The organism is Ruegeria sp. C5 (assembly GCF_056537605.1).
The window spans coordinates 116,302-133,434 of the sequence record NZ_JBQFRX010000006.1 but is presented as its reverse complement, the minus strand read 5'-3'; the positions used below and the strand labels follow the sequence as shown (position 1 = coordinate 133,434).

20 protein-coding genes are annotated in these 17,133 nt (G+C 58.1%); 15 read left to right on the top strand and 5 right to left on the bottom strand.

Features of this window, described 5'->3' with window-relative positions; genetic code table 11:
- Positions 1 to 203 precede the first annotated feature (203 nt).
- The 3 genes from ACR0AW_RS17815 to ACR0AW_RS17805 form a co-directional block, all read right to left on the bottom strand.
- Positions 204 to 569 (bottom strand): SPW repeat domain-containing protein, encoded by a 366-nt coding sequence (locus tag ACR0AW_RS17815; RefSeq protein ID WP_170664135.1) that lies wholly within the window; start codon positions 567 to 569, stop codon positions 204 to 206.
- Between the two features lie 111 nt (positions 570 to 680).
- Positions 681 to 1,631, bottom strand: coding sequence for an AraC family transcriptional regulator (locus ACR0AW_RS17810; protein WP_170613144.1), 951 nt, complete (start codon positions 1,629 to 1,631; stop codon positions 681 to 683).
- A gap of 116 nt (positions 1,632 to 1,747) precedes the next feature.
- Positions 1,748 to 2,614: a branched-chain amino acid aminotransferase gene (locus ACR0AW_RS17805; RefSeq protein ID WP_170398212.1), complete on the bottom strand. Its 867-nt coding sequence runs from the start codon at positions 2,612 to 2,614 to the stop codon at positions 1,748 to 1,750.
- Between the two features lie 158 nt (positions 2,615 to 2,772).
- Between ACR0AW_RS17805 and ACR0AW_RS17800 the strand changes: the two genes are divergently transcribed.
- The 14 genes from ACR0AW_RS17800 to ACR0AW_RS17735 all read left to right on the top strand — a co-directional run bounded on the left by ACR0AW_RS17800 (position 2,773) and on the right by ACR0AW_RS17735 (position 14,648).
- A complete protein-coding gene (locus tag ACR0AW_RS17800; RefSeq protein ID WP_170398209.1) occupies positions 2,773 to 3,285 on the top strand; it encodes a MarR family winged helix-turn-helix transcriptional regulator in 513 nt (170 codons plus the stop codon).
- Positions 3,282 to 3,983: a response regulator gene (locus ACR0AW_RS17795; protein WP_170398206.1), complete on the top strand. Its 702-nt coding sequence runs from the start codon at positions 3,282 to 3,284 to the stop codon at positions 3,981 to 3,983. The genes ACR0AW_RS17800 and ACR0AW_RS17795 overlap by 4 nt, the downstream gene beginning before the upstream one ends.
- Positions 3,984 to 4,052: 69 nt before the next feature.
- A complete protein-coding gene (locus ACR0AW_RS17790) occupies positions 4,053 to 4,979 on the top strand; it encodes a histone deacetylase family protein (protein WP_170733827.1) in 927 nt (308 codons plus the stop codon).
- Positions 4,976 to 5,218, top strand: a complete 243-nt coding sequence (locus tag ACR0AW_RS17785) for an exodeoxyribonuclease VII small subunit (protein ID WP_010443127.1) — start codon at positions 4,976 to 4,978, stop codon at positions 5,216 to 5,218. The genes ACR0AW_RS17790 and ACR0AW_RS17785 overlap by 4 nt, the downstream gene beginning before the upstream one ends.
- Complete coding sequence (locus ACR0AW_RS17780) at positions 5,219 to 6,085, top strand: polyprenyl synthetase family protein (RefSeq protein WP_170776397.1); 867 nt, start codon at positions 5,219 to 5,221, stop codon at positions 6,083 to 6,085.
- Positions 6,086 to 6,099: 14 nt separating this feature from the next.
- On the top strand, positions 6,100 to 8,028 hold the full coding sequence (gene dxs, locus ACR0AW_RS17775; RefSeq protein WP_170733825.1) for a 1-deoxy-D-xylulose-5-phosphate synthase: 1,929 nt from the start codon (positions 6,100 to 6,102) through the stop codon (positions 8,026 to 8,028).
- 140 nt (positions 8,029 to 8,168) lie between these two features.
- On the top strand, positions 8,169 to 8,678 hold the full coding sequence (gene napF, locus ACR0AW_RS17770; protein WP_170566668.1) for a ferredoxin-type protein NapF: 510 nt from the start codon (positions 8,169 to 8,171) through the stop codon (positions 8,676 to 8,678).
- A complete protein-coding gene (locus ACR0AW_RS17765) occupies positions 8,675 to 8,947 on the top strand; it encodes a chaperone NapD (RefSeq protein ID WP_170733824.1) in 273 nt (90 codons plus the stop codon). The genes napF and ACR0AW_RS17765 overlap by 4 nt, the downstream gene beginning before the upstream one ends.
- A gap of 17 nt (positions 8,948 to 8,964) precedes the next feature.
- Positions 8,965 to 11,457, top strand: a complete 2,493-nt coding sequence (napA, locus tag ACR0AW_RS17760) for a nitrate reductase catalytic subunit NapA (RefSeq protein ID WP_170625402.1) — start codon at positions 8,965 to 8,967, stop codon at positions 11,455 to 11,457.
- Positions 11,458 to 11,484: 27 nt separating this feature from the next.
- The gene (gene napG, locus ACR0AW_RS17755; RefSeq protein WP_170733823.1) at positions 11,485 to 12,303 is read left to right on the top strand and encodes a ferredoxin-type protein NapG; all 819 of its coding nucleotides are present in this window, start codon (positions 11,485 to 11,487) and stop codon (positions 12,301 to 12,303) included.
- Positions 12,300 to 13,211 carry a quinol dehydrogenase ferredoxin subunit NapH gene (gene napH / locus ACR0AW_RS17750; protein ID WP_170566662.1) on the top strand — a complete coding sequence of 304 codons (912 nt, stop codon included), beginning with the start codon at positions 12,300 to 12,302 and terminating at the stop codon, positions 13,209 to 13,211. The genes napG and napH overlap by 4 nt, the downstream gene beginning before the upstream one ends.
- 12 nt (positions 13,212 to 13,223) lie before the next feature.
- A complete protein-coding gene (locus tag ACR0AW_RS17745; RefSeq protein WP_170398181.1) occupies positions 13,224 to 13,658 on the top strand; it encodes a nitrate reductase cytochrome c-type subunit in 435 nt (144 codons plus the stop codon).
- A 26-nt stretch (positions 13,659 to 13,684) separates the two neighbouring features.
- Positions 13,685 to 14,377 (top strand): NapC/NirT family cytochrome c, encoded by a 693-nt coding sequence (locus ACR0AW_RS17740; RefSeq protein ID WP_170733822.1) that lies wholly within the window; start codon positions 13,685 to 13,687, stop codon positions 14,375 to 14,377.
- A gap of 13 nt (positions 14,378 to 14,390) precedes the next feature.
- Positions 14,391 to 14,648: a hypothetical protein gene (locus ACR0AW_RS17735; protein ID WP_170566660.1), complete on the top strand. Its 258-nt coding sequence runs from the start codon at positions 14,391 to 14,393 to the stop codon at positions 14,646 to 14,648.
- 27 nt (positions 14,649 to 14,675) lie between these two features.
- On the opposite strand, the gene ACR0AW_RS17730 is transcribed toward ACR0AW_RS17735, so the two are convergent.
- Positions 14,676 to 15,377 carry a Crp/Fnr family transcriptional regulator gene (locus ACR0AW_RS17730; RefSeq protein ID WP_170566658.1) on the bottom strand — a complete coding sequence of 234 codons (702 nt, stop codon included), beginning with the start codon at positions 15,375 to 15,377 and terminating at the stop codon, positions 14,676 to 14,678.
- 185 nt (positions 15,378 to 15,562) lie between these two features.
- On the opposite strand from ACR0AW_RS17730, the gene hemA reads away from it, so the two are divergent.
- A complete protein-coding gene (gene hemA / locus ACR0AW_RS17725; RefSeq protein WP_170513608.1) occupies positions 15,563 to 16,786 on the top strand; it encodes a 5-aminolevulinate synthase in 1,224 nt (407 codons plus the stop codon).
- A gap of 59 nt (positions 16,787 to 16,845) precedes the next feature.
- Here hemA and ACR0AW_RS17720 read toward each other — a convergent pair whose 3' ends face one another.
- Positions 16,846 to 17,133, bottom strand: coding sequence for a cytochrome C oxidase subunit IV family protein (locus ACR0AW_RS17720; RefSeq protein ID WP_480439537.1), 288 nt, complete (start codon positions 17,131 to 17,133; stop codon positions 16,846 to 16,848).

The following is a 17,133-nucleotide window of genomic DNA, read 5'->3' as shown; positions in this document are numbered from 1 at the left end:
CAGATCGCCCCGGAACCAGTTGCTTGATGGTGTCATCTGGCGTTGCGCTATATCTGATGGTTTTTGTCGGAAAATTCAAGCCTGAAAATCTGATGCAACAGGGGCGACCCATTGGGCAAATTTGGCCTTATTAGTGTCTAAAACAAAAAAAGGCCATCCGGATGCCCGCATGGCCCAGCTGATCGCTACGGTTCTGACTCACTTCAAGCAATAGCGCTCTGTTCGGGCGCGCTGAGCGAGATCACCACAACGACTGCGGCCCCGTTCACCCAGTAGAACAACGCATCAAGCCCAGAAAATCCAAACAGGCTGGGCGCAAACAGGAACGTGACGCCGACAAGCAGATCAACAGCCAAGTGGAACTTGTATGGCAGAACCCGCCAAATCCCAAGGTGATGGTCTGTCAGAACGGTCAGCACGAATGCTGCAATGCCGGTCACAACGGACAGCCAAAGTGCCAGCGGGTTGGACTGGCCCAACCCCAGTACAAAAGGCAAAACCATCAGCGCAATCGCAACCGGGTAGTCAAGATAGGCATGGACAGAACGGGTGACAAAACGCAGGGACATGTGAACTTCCTTTCTACAATCAGTGATGATCAAAGATTAGGGGCGCGCGATTGAACGCAACATCTCAGTTCGTTTTACATTTATTGCAGATCGTTCAAATGATTTGTACGATTAGTGCATCGCACGGTACGCGGCGGGCGACAGTCCGACCTGCTTCTTGAACACGCGTGAAAACGCAGCCTCGGACGCGTATCCCACTTCTGCTGCGGCATCCGCAACGTTCCAGCGATTTTCGGTCAACCCATGGCACGCGATCTGCATCCGCCAGTCCGTCAGGTACTGCATCGGGGTAGTCCCCATCTTTTGTGAGAAAAGCTGCGCAAATGCGGTGCGTGACATTGCTGCTTCTCGCGCGAGCATCGCAACGCTCCACTCCTGCGCCGGAGACTGGTGAAATGCTGTCAGCGCCCGCGAGATGCGCGGATCGGCAAATCCGGCAAGCGCGGCATCATGAGGACTTTGATGTTCAAGGTATGCCCGGATCGCTTGCGCAAACAGCACTTCGGACAGTTTCAGCGCGATCAGGTCACCGCCGATACGAGCACCGGACACTTCAGACCCGATCATGCGCAATGTCGCCTCGATCCAGGCACCCGCTTCTTCACCGTAATTCTCGATCAGTATAAAAGGTGGCAATCGGTCGATCAGCATATGACCGGTTCCGTTTCGCCCGGCTGGCCCGGTGAATGAGAAATGTCCGCAAATCAGTTGCGTATCGCGCTCATCTTCCTCACCGCCATAAACTAGGACACCATCGCCTTTGTAGCCTGACAGCTCTAACACCTGCTCAAGGGGCAAGGCATCATAGGGTTTGACTTCATTACACAGCAGCGCATGCGGCGCACCGTGGGGAATAAGAATCAGATCACCCTGCCGCAACCGCAAGGTCTCGCCGGTTGTTGGCAGGTGCACCTTCAATTCACCGCGTTGCACAAAGTGAAACCGGGCCACGTTCTCGAAGCCCGGCACCTGTATCCCAAACGGCGGAGTAAAGGATGTGCGGAAATAAAATGTGCCACGCAGAGACAGGCGTGTAAGGATATCGCTGAGAAGATCTAACATGAGCCAACGATACGGCTTGGCCCGGCAGCGTCCATACCTTCGAACGATCTGCATGCATATTTGCATGATCTGCAATCAAAACCCCCGCCTGAGCGGGGGTTCAATACGGTGTTAACTTACGCGCGGACCAATTTCTCGTAATCTTCGGCGATTTCGCGGGTCAGATCGCCAACCTCGAAGGTATAATCGCCGATCTGCCCGACAGGTGTAACTTCGGCTGCAGTGCCAGTCAGCCAGCATTGCTCGAAATCGGCCATCTCCTCGGGACGGATCCGACGTTCATGAACAGTGATGCCCTTGTCTTTCAGCATCTGGATCACCGTCTGACGAGTGATGCCGTTGAGGAAGCAATCGGCCAGCGGGGTGTGCACTTCGCCATCCTTAACGAAGAAGACATTTGCCCCCGTCGCCTCGGCGACATTGCCATTATAATCCATGAACAAAGCGTCCGAGCAGCCTTTGGCCTCAGCTTTGTGTTTGGAAATGGTGCAGATCATGTAAAGACCTGCTGCCTTGGCATGGACTGGAATGGTTTCCGGACTGGGTCGTTTCCACTCGGCGATGTCCAACTTGGCGCCTTGCATCTTAGCGTCACCGTAATAGGCACCCCAAGGCCAAACAGCGATGGCCATCCGAACCGGATTCTTGGCGGACGCCACACCCATATCCTCGCCCGAGCCACGCCAGACCAGCGCACGTACATACGCATCTTGAAGACCACTGGCTTTGAGCGCTTCTTCCTTGGCGGCCTCGATCTCATCGACCGAGTATGGCATCGGCATATCCAGCGCCTCTGCCGACGCGATCAGGCGTTCGGAATGCTCGCGGCTTTTGAAGATCTTGCCGTTGTAAGCGCGCTCACCCTCGAACACCGAAGACGCATAATGCATCGCGTGGGACAGGATGTGCACATTGGCCTCACGCCAGGGCACCAATTCGCCATCCATCCAGATGACACCGTCGCGATCGTCATATCCAGCCATGCGAAACCTCCTGAACCGGTCGATATTTCCGAATGTTGCGCCGTTTAGGTCCGTATCGGACACAATGTTGCGCAAAAACTGCGATTCGATACCTGTGCGCTCTTGGAATGTCAATAAGGCTGACATAAAGTCAGATTATATTGCGAATGAGGCCCAACATGACCGACATCCGTCCCGCCCCGGTCTTTGGCGGAGAAAGCCTGTTGTTTCTGACAGATGAACAACTGAGGCAGGGCATCGAGGCCATGTTTTTTGCCTATCGCGGCTTTACCGCTGATCCGGACCGTATCCTGACTGAATTGGCCTACGGCCGTGCTCATCATCGGGCCATCCACTTCATCAATCGTGCACCGGGGACAACGGTCAACAACCTGCTGGCCATATTGGGTGTTACGAAACAATCACTGAACCGCGTCTTGCGCAGCCTGATCGAAGATGGGTTGGTCGAAAGCCGGGTCGGAACAGTGGACAAACGCGAACGCCACCTATTTTTGACGGATAAGGGAAAGGCGTTAGAGGCCAAACTCTCCGACGCCCAGCGCGCCCGGATGCGCGCGGCCTACAAGGATGCGGGCCCCGAAGCGGTGGCCGGGTTTCGCAAAGTGCTTGAAGCAATGATGGATGCTGATATGCGTCGTGCATATACGAAACTGCGGGATACGACTTCATGAGCGAAATGGACGCCCATCTTCTGATCGTCGACGATGACGAGCGCATTCGCGATTTGCTCAAGAAATTCCTGATGCGCAGCGGGTTTCTGGTGACCTCAGCGCGGGATGCAGCCCATGCGCGGCGGGTTTTGTCGGGACTGGATTTCGATCTGATCGTGCTGGATGTGATGATGCCCGGTGAGGACGGTGTGAGCCTGACCCGATCTCTGCGCGACACCCATTCCACCCCGATCCTGCTTTTGACGGCCAAGGGCGAGACCGAGCATCGGATTGCCGGGCTTGAGGCGGGTGCGGATGACTATCTGGCCAAGCCATTCGAGCCGAAAGAGTTGCTGCTGAGGATCAACGCCATTCTGCGTCGGATGCCAGAGACACCTGCACAGGACACGGCGGCGAAGATTCTACATCTTGGGCCCATTCGCTATGATATCGAACGCGGTGAGATGTGGCAGGGCGAAGACCCGGTGCGCCTAACCGCGACCGAAAGCCAGTTGATGAAAATATTCTCGGCTCAACCCGGCGAACCGATCAGCCGAGCCAAGCTGGTCGAAGATCTGGGGCGTGACAAAGGTCAGGCACAGGAGCGCGCTGTGGACGTACAGATCACCCGCTTGCGTCGGAAGCTTGAGCAAGATCCGAAGCAACCCCGGTATCTGCAGACCGTACGGGGTGCAGGGTATATGTTGGCACCGGATTGATTTTGCCGCTGCGCGGCGATCTTAGGCCTTCGGCGAAGGTATTTTTAGCCAGATGAAGATGGGATCCTGATGAAAACCGCCCTTTTGACCCATGCAGATTGTTTGCACCATGTGACACCTGAGGGACATCCGGAACGGGTGGCGCGGTTAGAGCATATCCTACATGCGCTTGAGGGGCTGGATCTTCAGCGTGTGACGGCGCCGTTGGCGGCGGATGATGATCTGCTAAGGGTGCATCCGCAGAACCATATCAGCGATATTCTCGACCACAGGCCCCCGGATGGGTTCAAACAGATTGATGGGGATACGTTCATGTCTCCGGGATCTGTTGATGCAGCCTATCGTGCGGCGGGTGCCGCCGTGCGGGCCGTTGATATAGTTCTGGCCGGCGAAGCGCCGAACGCGTTTTGCGCTATTCGGCCTCCGGGGCATCATGCCGAGACCGAGACGGCCATGGGGTTCTGCCTGTTTGGGAATGCCGCGCTGGCTGCAAAGCACGCGTTGGATCATCACGGGTTGAACCGCGTGGCAGTGGTGGATTTCGACGTGCATCATGGCAATGGCACGCAAGACCTGCTGTGGGATGAGAAACGCGCTTTGGTGATTACCAGCCAGCAGATGCCCTTATGGCCCGGCTCGGGCCGCCCGGATGAGACCGGTGCTTATGAAACCGTTTTGAACATACCATTGGCTCCGGGCACGGGTGGGGCCGAGATGCGGGCAGCCTATGAAGCGCAAGCCTTTCCGCGTCTGCGGGCGTTTAGGCCGGAACTGATCATTATTTCCGCTGGGTTTGATGCGCATCAGGTTGATCCGTTGGCCAATCTCAATTGGTCCACTGGCGATTTCGCCTGGATCACGGCGGAGCTGTGCAAGATTGCCGATGACGTGTGTGATGGCCGTATCGTCTCGACTCTGGAAGGCGGTTATGATCTGAACGCATTGGCCGAGGCGACACGCGCCCATGTGGAAGAACTGATAAAGGCAGCACGATGACCGATACCCCAGTTGAACAAATGACGTTCGAACAAGCGATGAAAGAGCTTGAGGCCGTGGTTGGCCAGTTGGAACGTGGTGATGTGGCGCTGGATCAATCGATTGCGCTGTACGAACGTGGCGCCGCATTGAAGAAGCGCTGCGAGGATGAGCTGAAGCGTGCTGAGGAAAAAGTGGCCGCGATCACTCTGGACGCAGATGGCCAGCCAACCGGGACGACGCCTGTCGAAGGTCAGTAAATGTTTCGTGAAAAGCTGGCACAGGATGCCACGCTGATTCAGAGCCATTTCGATCTGGTTCTGAGCGCGCTGGATGATCTGGATGTGACACGGGCCATGGCCTATGCCACCGAGGGCGGCAAGCGTCTGCGAGGGTTTCTGGTATTGGAAAGCGCGCGGTTGCTTGGCGTCGATACAGCTCGGGCAATCTGGCCAGCGACAGGTATCGAAGCGCTGCATGCATACTCTCTGGTCCATGACGACCTGCCTTGCATGGATGATGACGACCTGAGGCGTGGACGCCCGACGGTGCACGTGAAATGGGATGAGGGCACCGCCGTTCTGGCCGGGGATGCGCTGCAGACACTTGCGTTTGAGCTTTGCGCTCGGCCAGAGGTTGGAAACGCTGAAATACGCGCTGAACTGGCTCTAACGCTAGCAAAAGCGAGCGGCGCACAGGGTATGGTTCTGGGTCAGGCGCTGGATATCGCCGCTGAGACGGCGGCGGAGCCGCTGACACTGGATGAGATTACACATCTGCAAGCGGGCAAGACCGGTGCGTTGATCGAATGGTCCGCCTGTGCGGGTGCGCGATTGGCGCAGGCCGATCCCACCCCCTTGCGCCAATATGCCCAGGCGCTTGGGCTTGCCTTTCAGATCGCGGATGACATTTTGGATGTCGAAGGAGATGCCGAAAAGGCCGGAAAGCGGCTGCAGAAAGACGCCGAGGCGGGCAAAGCGACCTTTGTCTCGCTACTGGGTTTGGACGCCGCCAGATCCCGGGCAATTGAGCTTGTGGAACAGGCTTGTGCTGCGCTGGACGAACATGGCTCCGCTGCAGAAACCTTGAAGCAGGCTGCCCGCTTCGTTATTGCCCGGGACAGCTAAGCCAGGAACGCCAAATGTCTGACCGCCCGAATACGCCCTTGTTGGACCTTGTGAGCCGCCCAGCGGATCTGAAGCAGTTTTCAGATGCGCAGTTGCATCAGGTCGCACATGAGTTGCGGGCCGAGACGATTTCAGCAGTGTCGGTGACCGGAGGGCATCTGGGCGCGGGCCTGGGTGTCGTCGAGCTGACCACGGCGTTGCACGCGGTATTCGACACGCCACGAGACAAGATCATCTGGGACGTAGGTCACCAGTGTTATCCGCACAAGATTCTGACAGAACGCCGGGACCGAATTCGCACCCTTCGCACAAAAGACGGCCTGAGCGGATTCACCAAGCGCAGTGAAAGCGCCTATGATCCATTCGGCGCTGCACATTCCAGTACCTCGATCAGTGCCGCGCTAGGCTTTGCTGTCGCGCGTGATCTAGGCGGCGTTACGCCTGAAGGGCTGGGCGATGCGATCGCTGTGATCGGCGATGGCTCTATGTCCGCCGGCATGGCCTTTGAGGCGATGAACAACGCAGGCCACCTGAAGAAACGCTTGATCGTAATTCTCAATGACAATGAGATGAGCATTGCACCGCCGGTGGGTGCCCTATCGAACTATCTATCGCGCATCTATGCCGAAGAACCGTTTCACGATCTGAAAGCTGCTGCCAAAGGTGCGGTGTCGTTGCTGCCGGAACCCTTCCGCGAAGGGGCAAAGCGCGCCAAGGATATGCTGAAGGGCATGGCCATGGGCGGGACGCTATTTGAAGAGCTCGGCTTTTCCTATCTTGGCCCGATCGACGGGCATGATCTGGACCAGTTGCTGCCGGTTCTGCGTGCGGTCAAGGCGAAGGCAAGCGGACCGATCCTGATCCATGTGTTGACCAAGAAAGGCAAGGGGTATGCCCCCGCCGAACAGGCCCGCGACAAGGGTCACGCGACCGCCAAGTTCGACGTGGTGACGGGCGAGCAGAAAAAGGCGCCCTCCAACGCGCCTTCCTATACCTCGGTCTTTGGCAAGACACTGGTCGATGAAGCAGCGCGGGATGACAAGATCGTCGCGGTTACAGCCGCGATGCCGGACGGTACCGGGCTGAACCTGTTTGCGGAGCGCTATCCGTCGCGCTGTTTCGACGTTGCGATTGCCGAACAGCATGGCGTGACCTTCTCGGCTGCGCTGGCCGCCGGGGGCATGAAACCATTCTGTGCGATGTATTCGACATTCCTGCAGCGTGGCTATGATCAGGTTGTGCATGATGTGGCGATCCAACGCCTGCCGGTGCGATTTGCCATCGACCGTGCGGGTCTGGTTGGGGCAGACGGTGCGACCCATGCGGGGTCGTTTGATATTGCTTACATGGCCAACCTTCCGGGTATGGTTGTCATGGCGGCTGCAGATGAGGCCGAATTGATACACATGGTCGCCACTGCGGTGGCACATGACGATGGCCCGATCGCTTTCCGGTATCCTCGCGGCGAAGGAGCGGGCGTTGATCTGCCCGAGCGCGGAGAAGTATTGGAGATCGGCAAGGGCCGGTTGATCCAGAAAGGTGCCCGAGTGGCGCTGCTGTCTTTCGGTACGCGGCTGGCCGAGGTGCAGAAAGCGGCAGAGGCGCTGTCGGCGCGCGGGATCAAGCCCACCATCGCCGATGCACGCTTTGCCAAACCGCTGGATCGGGACCTGATCCTTGATCTGGCTGCCAATCACGAGGCACTGATCACCATCGAGGAAGGTGCCATCGGCGGCTTTGGCAGCCATGTTGCGCAATTGCTTGCGGATGAGGGCGTGTTTGACGAAGGGTTGAAGTATCGCTCGATGGTGCTGCCGGATATCTTCATCGATCAGGCGAGCCCGGCGGATATGTACGCCGTCGCAGGAATGAACGCAGAACAGATCGAGGCAATGGTGCTTTCGGTTCTTGGCGTTGCTACAATCGGTGAGAAACGCGCCTGATATTCGGGTGTTGCCGCCCCTGGATGCTGAAAAAATAAGCAGTTCAAAAATGATCTAGGTCAATTCCTTACACGCTGTGCTACGCTAACACCCGAGTCAGGCAGGCCAACCCCTGTCGATCACTCAAAGGTCGCGAGCGAATGAACAAGCTAGCCAGCCGACGCGCATTCCTGAAAGGGAAAGTGCTGCGCGAGGATACATCAGCCATCCACCCACCGGGTGCGGTGACCGAGTTTCTTGAGCTTTGCACTCAATGCGACGAATGCCGCGAGGCCTGCCCTGAAGATATCATCCGTTTCGACGCGCAAGGCTGGCCTGTTGTGCAATTGGATGCAGGCCCCTGCACTTTTTGCGGCGATTGCGCCAACGCTTGCCCGACCGGGGCGCTGAATCCTGAACACGTGGCTGATTGGCCTTGGCGCGCTGCGGTGTCGGCCTCTTGCCTGTCGATGAATGGTGTCAGCTGTCGGGTTTGTCAGGATGTGTGCGACCAAAACGCGATCCGCTTTCGGCTGCAAACCGGTGGTCGTGCTGAACCCCAACTCGACACCGATATTTGTACCGGCTGTGGCGCTTGTGCCAGCGCCTGTCCTGCCGGTTCTGTCAGCTTCGAACGCCACACCCCGCCCGCTCAGGAGGTAGCCTTATGAATATCTGTGGATGCCTCGTCCATGTAACCCCCGAAACCACGCAGAGTGCACAGGCCGCGATTGCAGGTACAAACGGGGCAGAAGTTCACGCGGCATCCGAGGATGGCCGCATTGTTGTTGTGGTCGAGGATACGCCGGAAAAAATGGCGTCCGAGACGATCATGGATCTGCACCAGATCCTGGGTGTGATCTCTCTGACCCTGACCTACCACCATTTCGAAGACCTCGCGGAGACCCGTCCGCACCTTAACGCTTCTCGCCAGATCTAAAGCCGGAGACCCATGTCATGACCATCTCTGAATCCCGCCGGACCTTTTTGAAATCAACCGCCGCCGCTGCGACAGCATCAGCCGCAGGACTTCCCCTTGCGACCGGACAAGCCAGCGCTCAGGTCGGCAACCCTGATATCCGTTGGGACAAAGCCGCCTGCCGGTTCTGCGGCACCGGATGCTCGGTTCTGGTTGGCACCAAAGACGGGCGCGTGGTCGCCACGCAAGGCGACCCGGATGCGCCGGTGAACCGCGGTCTGAACTGTATCAAGGGCTATTTCCTGTCCAAGATCATGTACGGCAAAGACCGCCTGACCACGCCGATGCTGCGCAAAACCAACGGCGAATATGACAAGAATGGTGAGTTCGAACCCGTCAGCTGGGACGAAGCCTTCGACGTCATGGCTGCCAAGTGGAAAGAGGCCCTTGCCAAGAAAGGCCCGACCAGTGTCGGCATGTTCGGTTCGGGCCAGTGGACCGTTTGGGAAGGCTACGCCGCTGCCAAACTGATGAAGGCTGGTTTCCGGTCCAACAACATCGACCCGAACGCGCGCCACTGTATGGCCTCGGCGGTTGTCGGCTTCATGCGCACTTTCGGCATTGATGAACCAATGGGCTGCTATGACGATTTCGAGCACGCAGACACATTCGTGCTCTGGGGCTCGAACATGGCCGAGATGCACCCGATTCTGTGGTCACGCCTGACCGACACACGTCTGACCAAACCAGGATCCGAAGTGCATGTACTGTCGACCTATGAACACCGCTCGTTCGAGTTGGCCGACAATGGAATGGTCTTTGCGCCGCAGACCGATCTGGCGATCCTGAACTATATCGCCAACTACATTATCCAGAACGGCGCGGTGAACGAAGAGTTCGTCAACAAACACGTCAACATCACCAAGACCGCCACCGATATTGGCTATGGACTGCGCGATAACAACCCGCTGCAGGAAGAGGCAGAGAATCCAAACTCTGGCAAGATGGAGCCGATCAGCTTCGAAGAATATGCCGAAGCGGTATCGGAATACACGCTGGAATACACATCGGAACTCTCAGGTGTTCCTGCCGCTCAGCTTGAGCGTCTGGCCCAGCAATATGCCGACCCCAACCGCAAAGTGATGAGCCTGTGGACCATGGGCTTCAACCAGCACACTCGCGGATCGTGGGTGAACTCGCTGATGTACAATGTGCACCTGCTGGTGGGTAAGATTTCCGAACCCGGAAACTCGCCCTTCTCGCTCACCGGTCAACCTTCGGCCTGTGGTACGGCACGTGAGGTCGGAACCTTCGCTCACCGTCTGCCGGCTGATATGGTTGTGGCAAACGACAAACACCGCGAGATTTGCGAGACCGCGTGGAAAATTCCTGCGGGCACCATCCCACCCAAACCCGGATTCCACGCCGTTTTGCAGCACCGCAAGCTGAAGGACGGCGATCTGAATGCCTATTGGGTGCAGTGCACCAACAACATGCAGGCCGCGCCCAATATCAACGAAGAAGGCTATCCCGGCTATCGCAACCCGGAGAACTTCATTGCCGTCTCCGATCCCTATCCTACTGTAACAGCCCTGTCGGCTGACCTGATCCTGCCTACCGCCATGTGGGTCGAGAAGGAAGGCGCCTATGGCAACGCCGAGCGTCGCACCCAATTCTGGCGGCAACAGGTCAAAGCTCCGGGCGAAGCGAAATCCGATCTGTGGCAGTTGATGGAGTTCTCCAAACGCTTCACCGTTGAAGAGGTTTGGGGTGAGGAACTGCTGGCCACCATGCCAGAACATCGTGGTAAGACCATGTATGACGTGCTGTTCGCCAATGGCACGATCGACAAGTTCCCGCTGTCAGAGACCGCAGAGGGTTTCGACAACGACGAGTCCGAGCACTTTGGCTACTACGTGCAAAAGGGCCTGTTCGAGGAATATGCCGAGTTTGGGCGCGGCCACGCGCACGATCTGGCCCCATTCGAAACCTACCACCAGGCGCGTGGCCTGCGCTGGCCAGTCGTGGATGGCAAGGAAACACTGTACCGCTTCCGAGAAGGCTATGATCCGTATGTGCCTGAAGGCGAAGACGTGAAATTCTATGGCCATAAGGACGGCAAGGCCAAGATCATCTTCGCGCCATACGAACCCGCCCCCGAGGTGCCGGATGAGGAATTCAACCTGTGGCTCTGCACCGGGCGTGTGCTGGAACATTGGCATTCAGGTTCGATGACCCGCCGCGTGCCCGAACTGCACCGCTCCTATCCCGCCGCCGTTGTCTACATGCACCCGGATGATGCGCGCGACCGCGGTCTGCGCCGCGGGCAGGAGATCGTTCTTTCCACCCGCCGCGGCGAAGTTAACAGCCGGGTCGAAACCCGAGGCCGGAACAAAGTGCCGCGTGGCCTGGTGTTCATGCCATGGTTTGACGAAGGCCAGTTGACAAACAAGCTGACGTTGGACGCGACCTGCCCGCTCTCGAAAGAGACCGACTTCAAGAAATGCGCCTGTAAGGTCGAGCGCGCGTAAAAGGCTGGCAAGGCAAAGGTCGTCCCCATGTCTCGTATTGGCACACCCCTTTCGCCGCAGCGGCGCCGGTTCCTGCAGGACTCGGCGCGCGCAGCGGGCGGCTGCGTAGCAGCCGGGTCCTTGCTGGCCTGGCTGGCGCGGGACGCGCGGGCGTTGCCGGCCGAGGCATTGCGCCCCCCCGGTGCCTTGCCCGAAAAAGACTTTCTGTCAGCCTGCATCCGCTGTGGTCTGTGCGTGCGAGAGTGTCCCTATGACACGCTGAAACTGGCCGAGCTGGGTGTCGATGCGATGGCCACCGGCACGCCGTATTTCACCGCGCGTGATATCCCTTGCGAAATGTGTGACGACATCCCCTGCGTCGCTGCCTGTCCGACCGGGGCGCTGGACCCCGGACTGGACAATATCGACGACGCCAAGATGGGTGTCGCCGTTCTGGTCGATCAGGAAAACTGCCTGAACTTCTTCGGCCTGCGCTGCGATGTCTGTTACCGCGTCTGCCCCGTCATCGACGAGGCCATTACGCTGGAGACCGAACACAACGCCCGCTCGGGCAGTCATGCAATCTTCATTCCAACCGTTCACGCCGATCATTGCACCGGCTGCGGCGTTTGCGAGAAAAGCTGCGTTCTGCCCGAAGCGGCGATCAAAGTTCTTCCCGCCCGATTGGCTCGGGGCAGCAGCGCCGATCACTACCGCAAGGGCTGGGAAGAGAAAGAAGCCAAAGGCGCGCCCGTCGTCGAAGGTATCATCGATTTGCCTGATCGCCTGCCGGGGCCGGGCACCGATAACCTTGTCGCACCGGGCGGGTTTGAGCCCAGCTTCAAATTGCCGGAGGTCACTCAATGACCGTCCGCACAAACATGCCGCTGGGGCATGAAGCTATCGCCGCCAAAGGTTGGCTGAGTGCCCATAAATACCTGCTGCTGCGCCGCGCCAGCCAGGTGTTCTTCCTGGTACTGTTCCTGTTGGGCCCGTGGTTCGGCCTCTGGATCGTGCAGGGCACTCTGGCCGGGTCGCTGACCCTAGGCGTACTGCCCCTGACCGATCCGTTTGTCTTTCTGCAAAGTCTGATCGCAGGGCACTGGCCCGAGCTGACCGCCGCCATTGGTGCCGTCATCGTTCTGGTTACCTACGCGCTGGTCGGAGGCCGCGTCTATTGCTCGTGGGTCTGCCCGATCAACCCTGTAACCGACGGCGCGCACTGGCTGCACCGCAAGCTGGGCCTGCAAAAAGGCTGGCAGCCCAAACGCGGAACGCGGCTGTGGATCATGGCCACCGTGCTGGTCGTGTCCGGCCTGACCGGCGCAATTGCATGGGAACTGGTCAACCCGATCACCATGCTGCATCGCGGACTGATCTTTGGCATGGGCTTCGTCTGGGCGATGGTCGCCGCGATCTTCCTGTTTGACTTGCTTGTCTCGCGCCATGGATGGTGCGGCCATGTCTGCCCCGTAGGCGCATTCTACGGACTGGTGGGCAGCAAGGCGATGCTGCGGGTCAGCGCCGCCAATCGCAACGCCTGTGACGATTGCATGGACTGCTACGCGGTTTGCCCGGAAAACCATGTGATCTCTCCGGCGCTGAAAGGCAAAGACAACCCGCTGATCCTGTCGCCCGACTGCACCAATTGCGGTCGCTGCATCGATGTCTGCGCTGAAGACGTTTTCAAATTCACCCATCGGTTCGACGCCCTGACCGTCGCGCCACCGGAATCAACCGCCGCGCCCCAGCCGCGCGCCTCAAGACCTTTTTGAAGGAGTGAGAAGATGAAAAAGCCGATCCTAGTGGGCCTTGCCCTGATCCCGCCGCTGCTCCTCGGTGGCCTGGCCCTCGCGCAGTCTGCCGGAGTTAACAGCCTACGCGGTGCCGAAGTCGATGAGCCCGCCGTTCTGGATCAGGTGCATCGGACAGTCGAAGGCCGAATGCAGCGTAATTATCGCCAGCAGCCGCCGCTGATCCCACATTCGATCGAACAGTACCAGATCGACCTGCGCACCAATCAGTGCCTCTCCTGCCATGACTGGACCAAGGCTGGTGAGCGCAACGCTCCGACGTTGTCGATGACTCACTATCTGGACCGCGAAGGGCGAGAGTTGGATCAGATCGCCGGCACACGGTATTTCTGCAATCAGTGCCACGTGCCGCAGGCCGATGCGCTGCCGCTGGTCGACAACACTTTTGAACCTTCCTCCGGAAACTAAACTCAGGTCGAAAAGGAGAGCGTGACATGTCCGACTCCCAAGAAAAACAAGGGCTCATCCGGCGCCTCTGGACCTGGTTCTGGAGCCCGATCGCCGTCCTCAGCGTTGGCTTCACCCTGCTTGCCGGATTTCTGGCAGGCATCCTGTTCTGGGGTGGGTTCCACTGGACGCTGGAACTGACGAATACAGAAGAGTTCTGCACCTCGTGTCACACGATGGAGGTCAATCTCGGCGAATACCGTGAGACGATCCACTACAACAACCATTCGGGCGTGCGGGCGATCTGTTCGGATTGCCACGTCCCGGACGAGTGGAACCATAAGATCAAAGCCAAGATCATGGCCGTGAAGGATATCTACCACGAACTGGCAGGCACGATCAGCACGCCCGAGAAGTATGAGGATCATCGTCTCGCCATGGCGACGGCCGTTTGGAAGAAGATGAAAGCATCCGACAGCCGGGAATGCCGTAACTGTCACAACTTCGACTATATGGACTTCACGATTCAGGAAACCCGGGCCGCCAATGAACACCAGCGCGCGATCGATAACGGCATGACCTGTATCGACTGCCATCAGGGTATCGCGCACAGCCTCCCACCCAACTATCTGGAAACGTATGAAAAGATTGCGAAAGAGATAGACGGCGAGGTTCTGCAGGAACACGCAGCCGCTTCAGGGGACGACATCCGCGCGTTCCTGAACAAAAGCTCGGATTAAGGTGGGGACAGAGATGTTAGAGTTACTTGGAACCATCGGCGGTAACGTATTGGGCCTGCCCGGCATTCTTGGTCTGGCACTGGGCATGATGACACGCCAATTATGGCTGGGAGCCCTTTTGGGCGGTCTGGTTGGTCTGATCGCACCGCTGCTTTTTGCAGGGTGGCAGTTTTCCCATGTCGGGACCATGGCGCTGGTCATCGCCATCATCGTCGGTGTCTGTGCCGGTAGCCTTGGCACCGCCATTCGCCGCAAGGGCGCGACGGTCTGAACAGGTCAACCCGGCGGCAGTGCCGGGTTACCGCCCCCAGTTTTCCGCCGGATCGCTTTCGGCATAATCCCGCAATTTGCCGATATCCGAAATCTCGGCGTGGTTGCGGTTTATCTTTACCCCGACCGCCTTGAGCCGCGAAAACGCCCGGCTCAGGCTTTCGGGCTTCATCCCTAGACGACCCGCGATCAGCATCTTGTCATAAGGCAGCGATACTTCGCACTCACCCGCATCAGTGTCACAGAGGTTCAGCAAAAACTCGGCGACCCGCTGCGCACCGGTCTGCGCCTTGAGCTGTTCCAGCTGCGCCACCAGCGAGTGCAGATGCGTAAAGGTCGCGGCCAGAATTGAAATCCCGATCTCCGGATTTTCCTTCATCAACGAGATAAGGATCGGGCTGGGGATGTGCATCACTTCGCAGGCCGATACGGCCTCAGCTGAAACGGGGTAAGGCACGTTACGCAGCGCCACGGCCTCGCCAAAACTGTCACCACGTTTGAAGACGCTCACGACGGCTTCGGCCCCGGTGGGGGTCATGCGGAACAGCTTGACCCAACCCTCAAGCACGACGTGGATGGCCTGCGCTTTTTCCTCCTGCAGGAATATTGTCTCACCACGGTCATACTGACGCCAGATCGCGTGGCTCAGCAGTGTTTCCACATGCTGTTCCGGTAAACTGCGCAGCAGCAGCGACTGACGTGCGATCGCTTTTTGTGCTTCGTGAGACAAGAGAATACCCCTGTTATTTCCTGCCGGCGCATGGGCGCGGTCGGTCCATCCCTGTTCCACGCTATGCCAGAGCCGGCAGTTGTGCACCATAGTTTTATGTTGTCTAAACTTGACTATTGTCATGTTGCGGCTTGGTTCGCTGCCCTATTCTCGGCTCAAAGCCAGTATTCCGGGGAGCACGTAACATGGACTACGAGCGTTATTTCAGTCAAAGCCTCAGTGACCTTCGGGATGAAGGGAACTATCGTGTTTTCATAGACTTGCAACGTCGCTGTGGTTCTTTCCCGAACGCACGTCAGACGGATGGATCTGTCCAGCGAAATGTGCGGATCTGGTGTTCGAATGACTATCTTGGCATGGGTCAGCACCCATCAGTTATCGATGCAATGCATGACGCATTGGATCGCTGTGGCGCGGGGGCCGGGGGCACGCGAAACATATCAGGCACCACTCACGACCACGTGCTGCTTGAGGCCGAACTGGCCGATCTGCATGGAAAGGAAGCCGCGCTTCTGTTTACTTCCGGGTATGTTTCGAATTGGGCAGCCCTTGGCACTCTCGCCGCGAAAATCCCCGGCCTGATCGTATTCTCTGATGCACTGAACCATGCCTCGATGATCGAAGGCATCCGCCACTCGCGGGCGCAGAAGGTGATCTGGAAACACAACGATTTGGATGACCTTGAAGCCAAACTGGCCGCAGCTGATCCCGATGCGCCGAAGATGATCGCGTTCGAGTCGGTCTATTCGATGGATGGTGACATCGCCCCCATCAAAGAGATTTGCGATCTCGCCGACAAATACGGCGCGATGACCTATCTGGATGAGGTTCATGCCGTTGGCCTCTATGGGCCACGCGGCGGTGGTATCGCTGAACGAGAAGGCCTCATGGATCGCCTGACGGTGATCGAAGGCACGCTTGGTAAAGCGTTCGGTGTGGTGGGCGGGTATATTGCTGCCTCGGCTGCGCTGTGCGATTTCGTGCGCAGCTTCGCCAGCGGGTTTATTTTTACCACCGCCCTGCCACCATCGATCGCGGCCGGGGCCGCGGCCTCGATCCGGCATTTGAAACAATCGAATGCTGAACGCGACCTGCAGAAAGCCCGTGTATCGCAGGTTCGGGCTCGTTTGGATGCGGAAGGTATTCCTCATATTCCTAACCCCAGCCACATCATCCCGGTGATGGTTGGCGATCCGGTGAAGTGCAAGTTTATCTCGGACACGCTGCTGGAAGAGTTCGGCATCTACATTCAGCCGATCAATTATCCCACCGTACCAAAAGGGACCGAGCGTCTGCGGATCACGCCGTCTCCGGTACATACGGATGAGGATATCGAGCATCTGGTTGGCGCGCTGTCCACCCTCTGGCAACGCTGTCAGATTGCGCGCATGCCGATGGCAGCCCAGTAACCAAGAAGCGCCCCCTAGCGTAATACTTCGCCGTCTCCCCGGAGGCGGCGTGTTTTGAGTCAGATCAGGTAGAGGGCGAAGACAATGATGGCAAAGCCCGTCAGCACCATGGTGAAACCTCGCAGCCAGGCCGGGCTGTTTACGAGATCAAGATAACAAGCCAGGATAACGCGACATTTCGCCAGTGCGAGGACCAGAATACACCCCGCCAGAACGGCTGGCGGGATGGGCAGCACAGTCAGCAGTGCTGATGCGACGCTGAGCACCAAAAGGGTCAGCCATGCACGTGTGAGCGAATTATGGAGCGCTCTTCGCCAGTATTTGGGAAAAGATGGTGCTGCAGGCAT

Excerpts from the sequence above, each read along its gene's own strand:
- ACR0AW_RS17815 (WP_170664135.1), bottom strand. The coding sequence starts at position 569 with ATGTCCCTGCGTTTTGTCACCCGTTCTGTCCATGCCTATCTTGACTAC.
- ACR0AW_RS17810 (WP_170613144.1), bottom strand. The coding sequence starts at position 1,631 with ATGTTAGATCTTCTCAGCGATATCCTTACACGCCTGTCTCTGCGTGGC.
- ACR0AW_RS17805 (WP_170398212.1), bottom strand. The coding sequence starts at position 2,614 with ATGGCTGGATATGACGATCGCGACGGTGTCATCTGGATGGATGGCGAA.
- ACR0AW_RS17800 (WP_170398209.1), top strand. The coding sequence starts at position 2,773 with ATGACCGACATCCGTCCCGCCCCGGTCTTTGGCGGAGAAAGCCTGTTG.
- ACR0AW_RS17795 (WP_170398206.1), top strand. The coding sequence starts at position 3,282 with ATGAGCGAAATGGACGCCCATCTTCTGATCGTCGACGATGACGAGCGC.
- ACR0AW_RS17790 (WP_170733827.1), top strand. The coding sequence starts at position 4,053 with ATGAAAACCGCCCTTTTGACCCATGCAGATTGTTTGCACCATGTGACA.
- ACR0AW_RS17785 (WP_010443127.1), top strand. The coding sequence starts at position 4,976 with ATGACCGATACCCCAGTTGAACAAATGACGTTCGAACAAGCGATGAAA.
- ACR0AW_RS17780 (WP_170776397.1), top strand. The coding sequence starts at position 5,219 with ATGTTTCGTGAAAAGCTGGCACAGGATGCCACGCTGATTCAGAGCCAT.
- dxs (WP_170733825.1), top strand. The coding sequence starts at position 6,100 with ATGTCTGACCGCCCGAATACGCCCTTGTTGGACCTTGTGAGCCGCCCA.
- napF (WP_170566668.1), top strand. The coding sequence starts at position 8,169 with ATGAACAAGCTAGCCAGCCGACGCGCATTCCTGAAAGGGAAAGTGCTG.
- ACR0AW_RS17765 (WP_170733824.1), top strand. The coding sequence starts at position 8,675 with ATGAATATCTGTGGATGCCTCGTCCATGTAACCCCCGAAACCACGCAG.
- napA (WP_170625402.1), top strand. The coding sequence starts at position 8,965 with ATGACCATCTCTGAATCCCGCCGGACCTTTTTGAAATCAACCGCCGCC.
- napG (WP_170733823.1), top strand. The coding sequence starts at position 11,485 with ATGTCTCGTATTGGCACACCCCTTTCGCCGCAGCGGCGCCGGTTCCTG.
- napH (WP_170566662.1), top strand. The coding sequence starts at position 12,300 with ATGACCGTCCGCACAAACATGCCGCTGGGGCATGAAGCTATCGCCGCC.
- ACR0AW_RS17745 (WP_170398181.1), top strand. The coding sequence starts at position 13,224 with ATGAAAAAGCCGATCCTAGTGGGCCTTGCCCTGATCCCGCCGCTGCTC.
- ACR0AW_RS17740 (WP_170733822.1), top strand. The coding sequence starts at position 13,685 with ATGTCCGACTCCCAAGAAAAACAAGGGCTCATCCGGCGCCTCTGGACC.
- ACR0AW_RS17735 (WP_170566660.1), top strand. The coding sequence starts at position 14,391 with ATGTTAGAGTTACTTGGAACCATCGGCGGTAACGTATTGGGCCTGCCC.
- hemA (WP_170513608.1), top strand. The coding sequence starts at position 15,563 with ATGGACTACGAGCGTTATTTCAGTCAAAGCCTCAGTGACCTTCGGGAT.
- ACR0AW_RS17720 (WP_480439537.1), bottom strand. The coding sequence starts at position 17,133 with ATGCCTGCAGCACCATCTTTTCCCAAATACTGGCGAAGAGCGCTCCAT.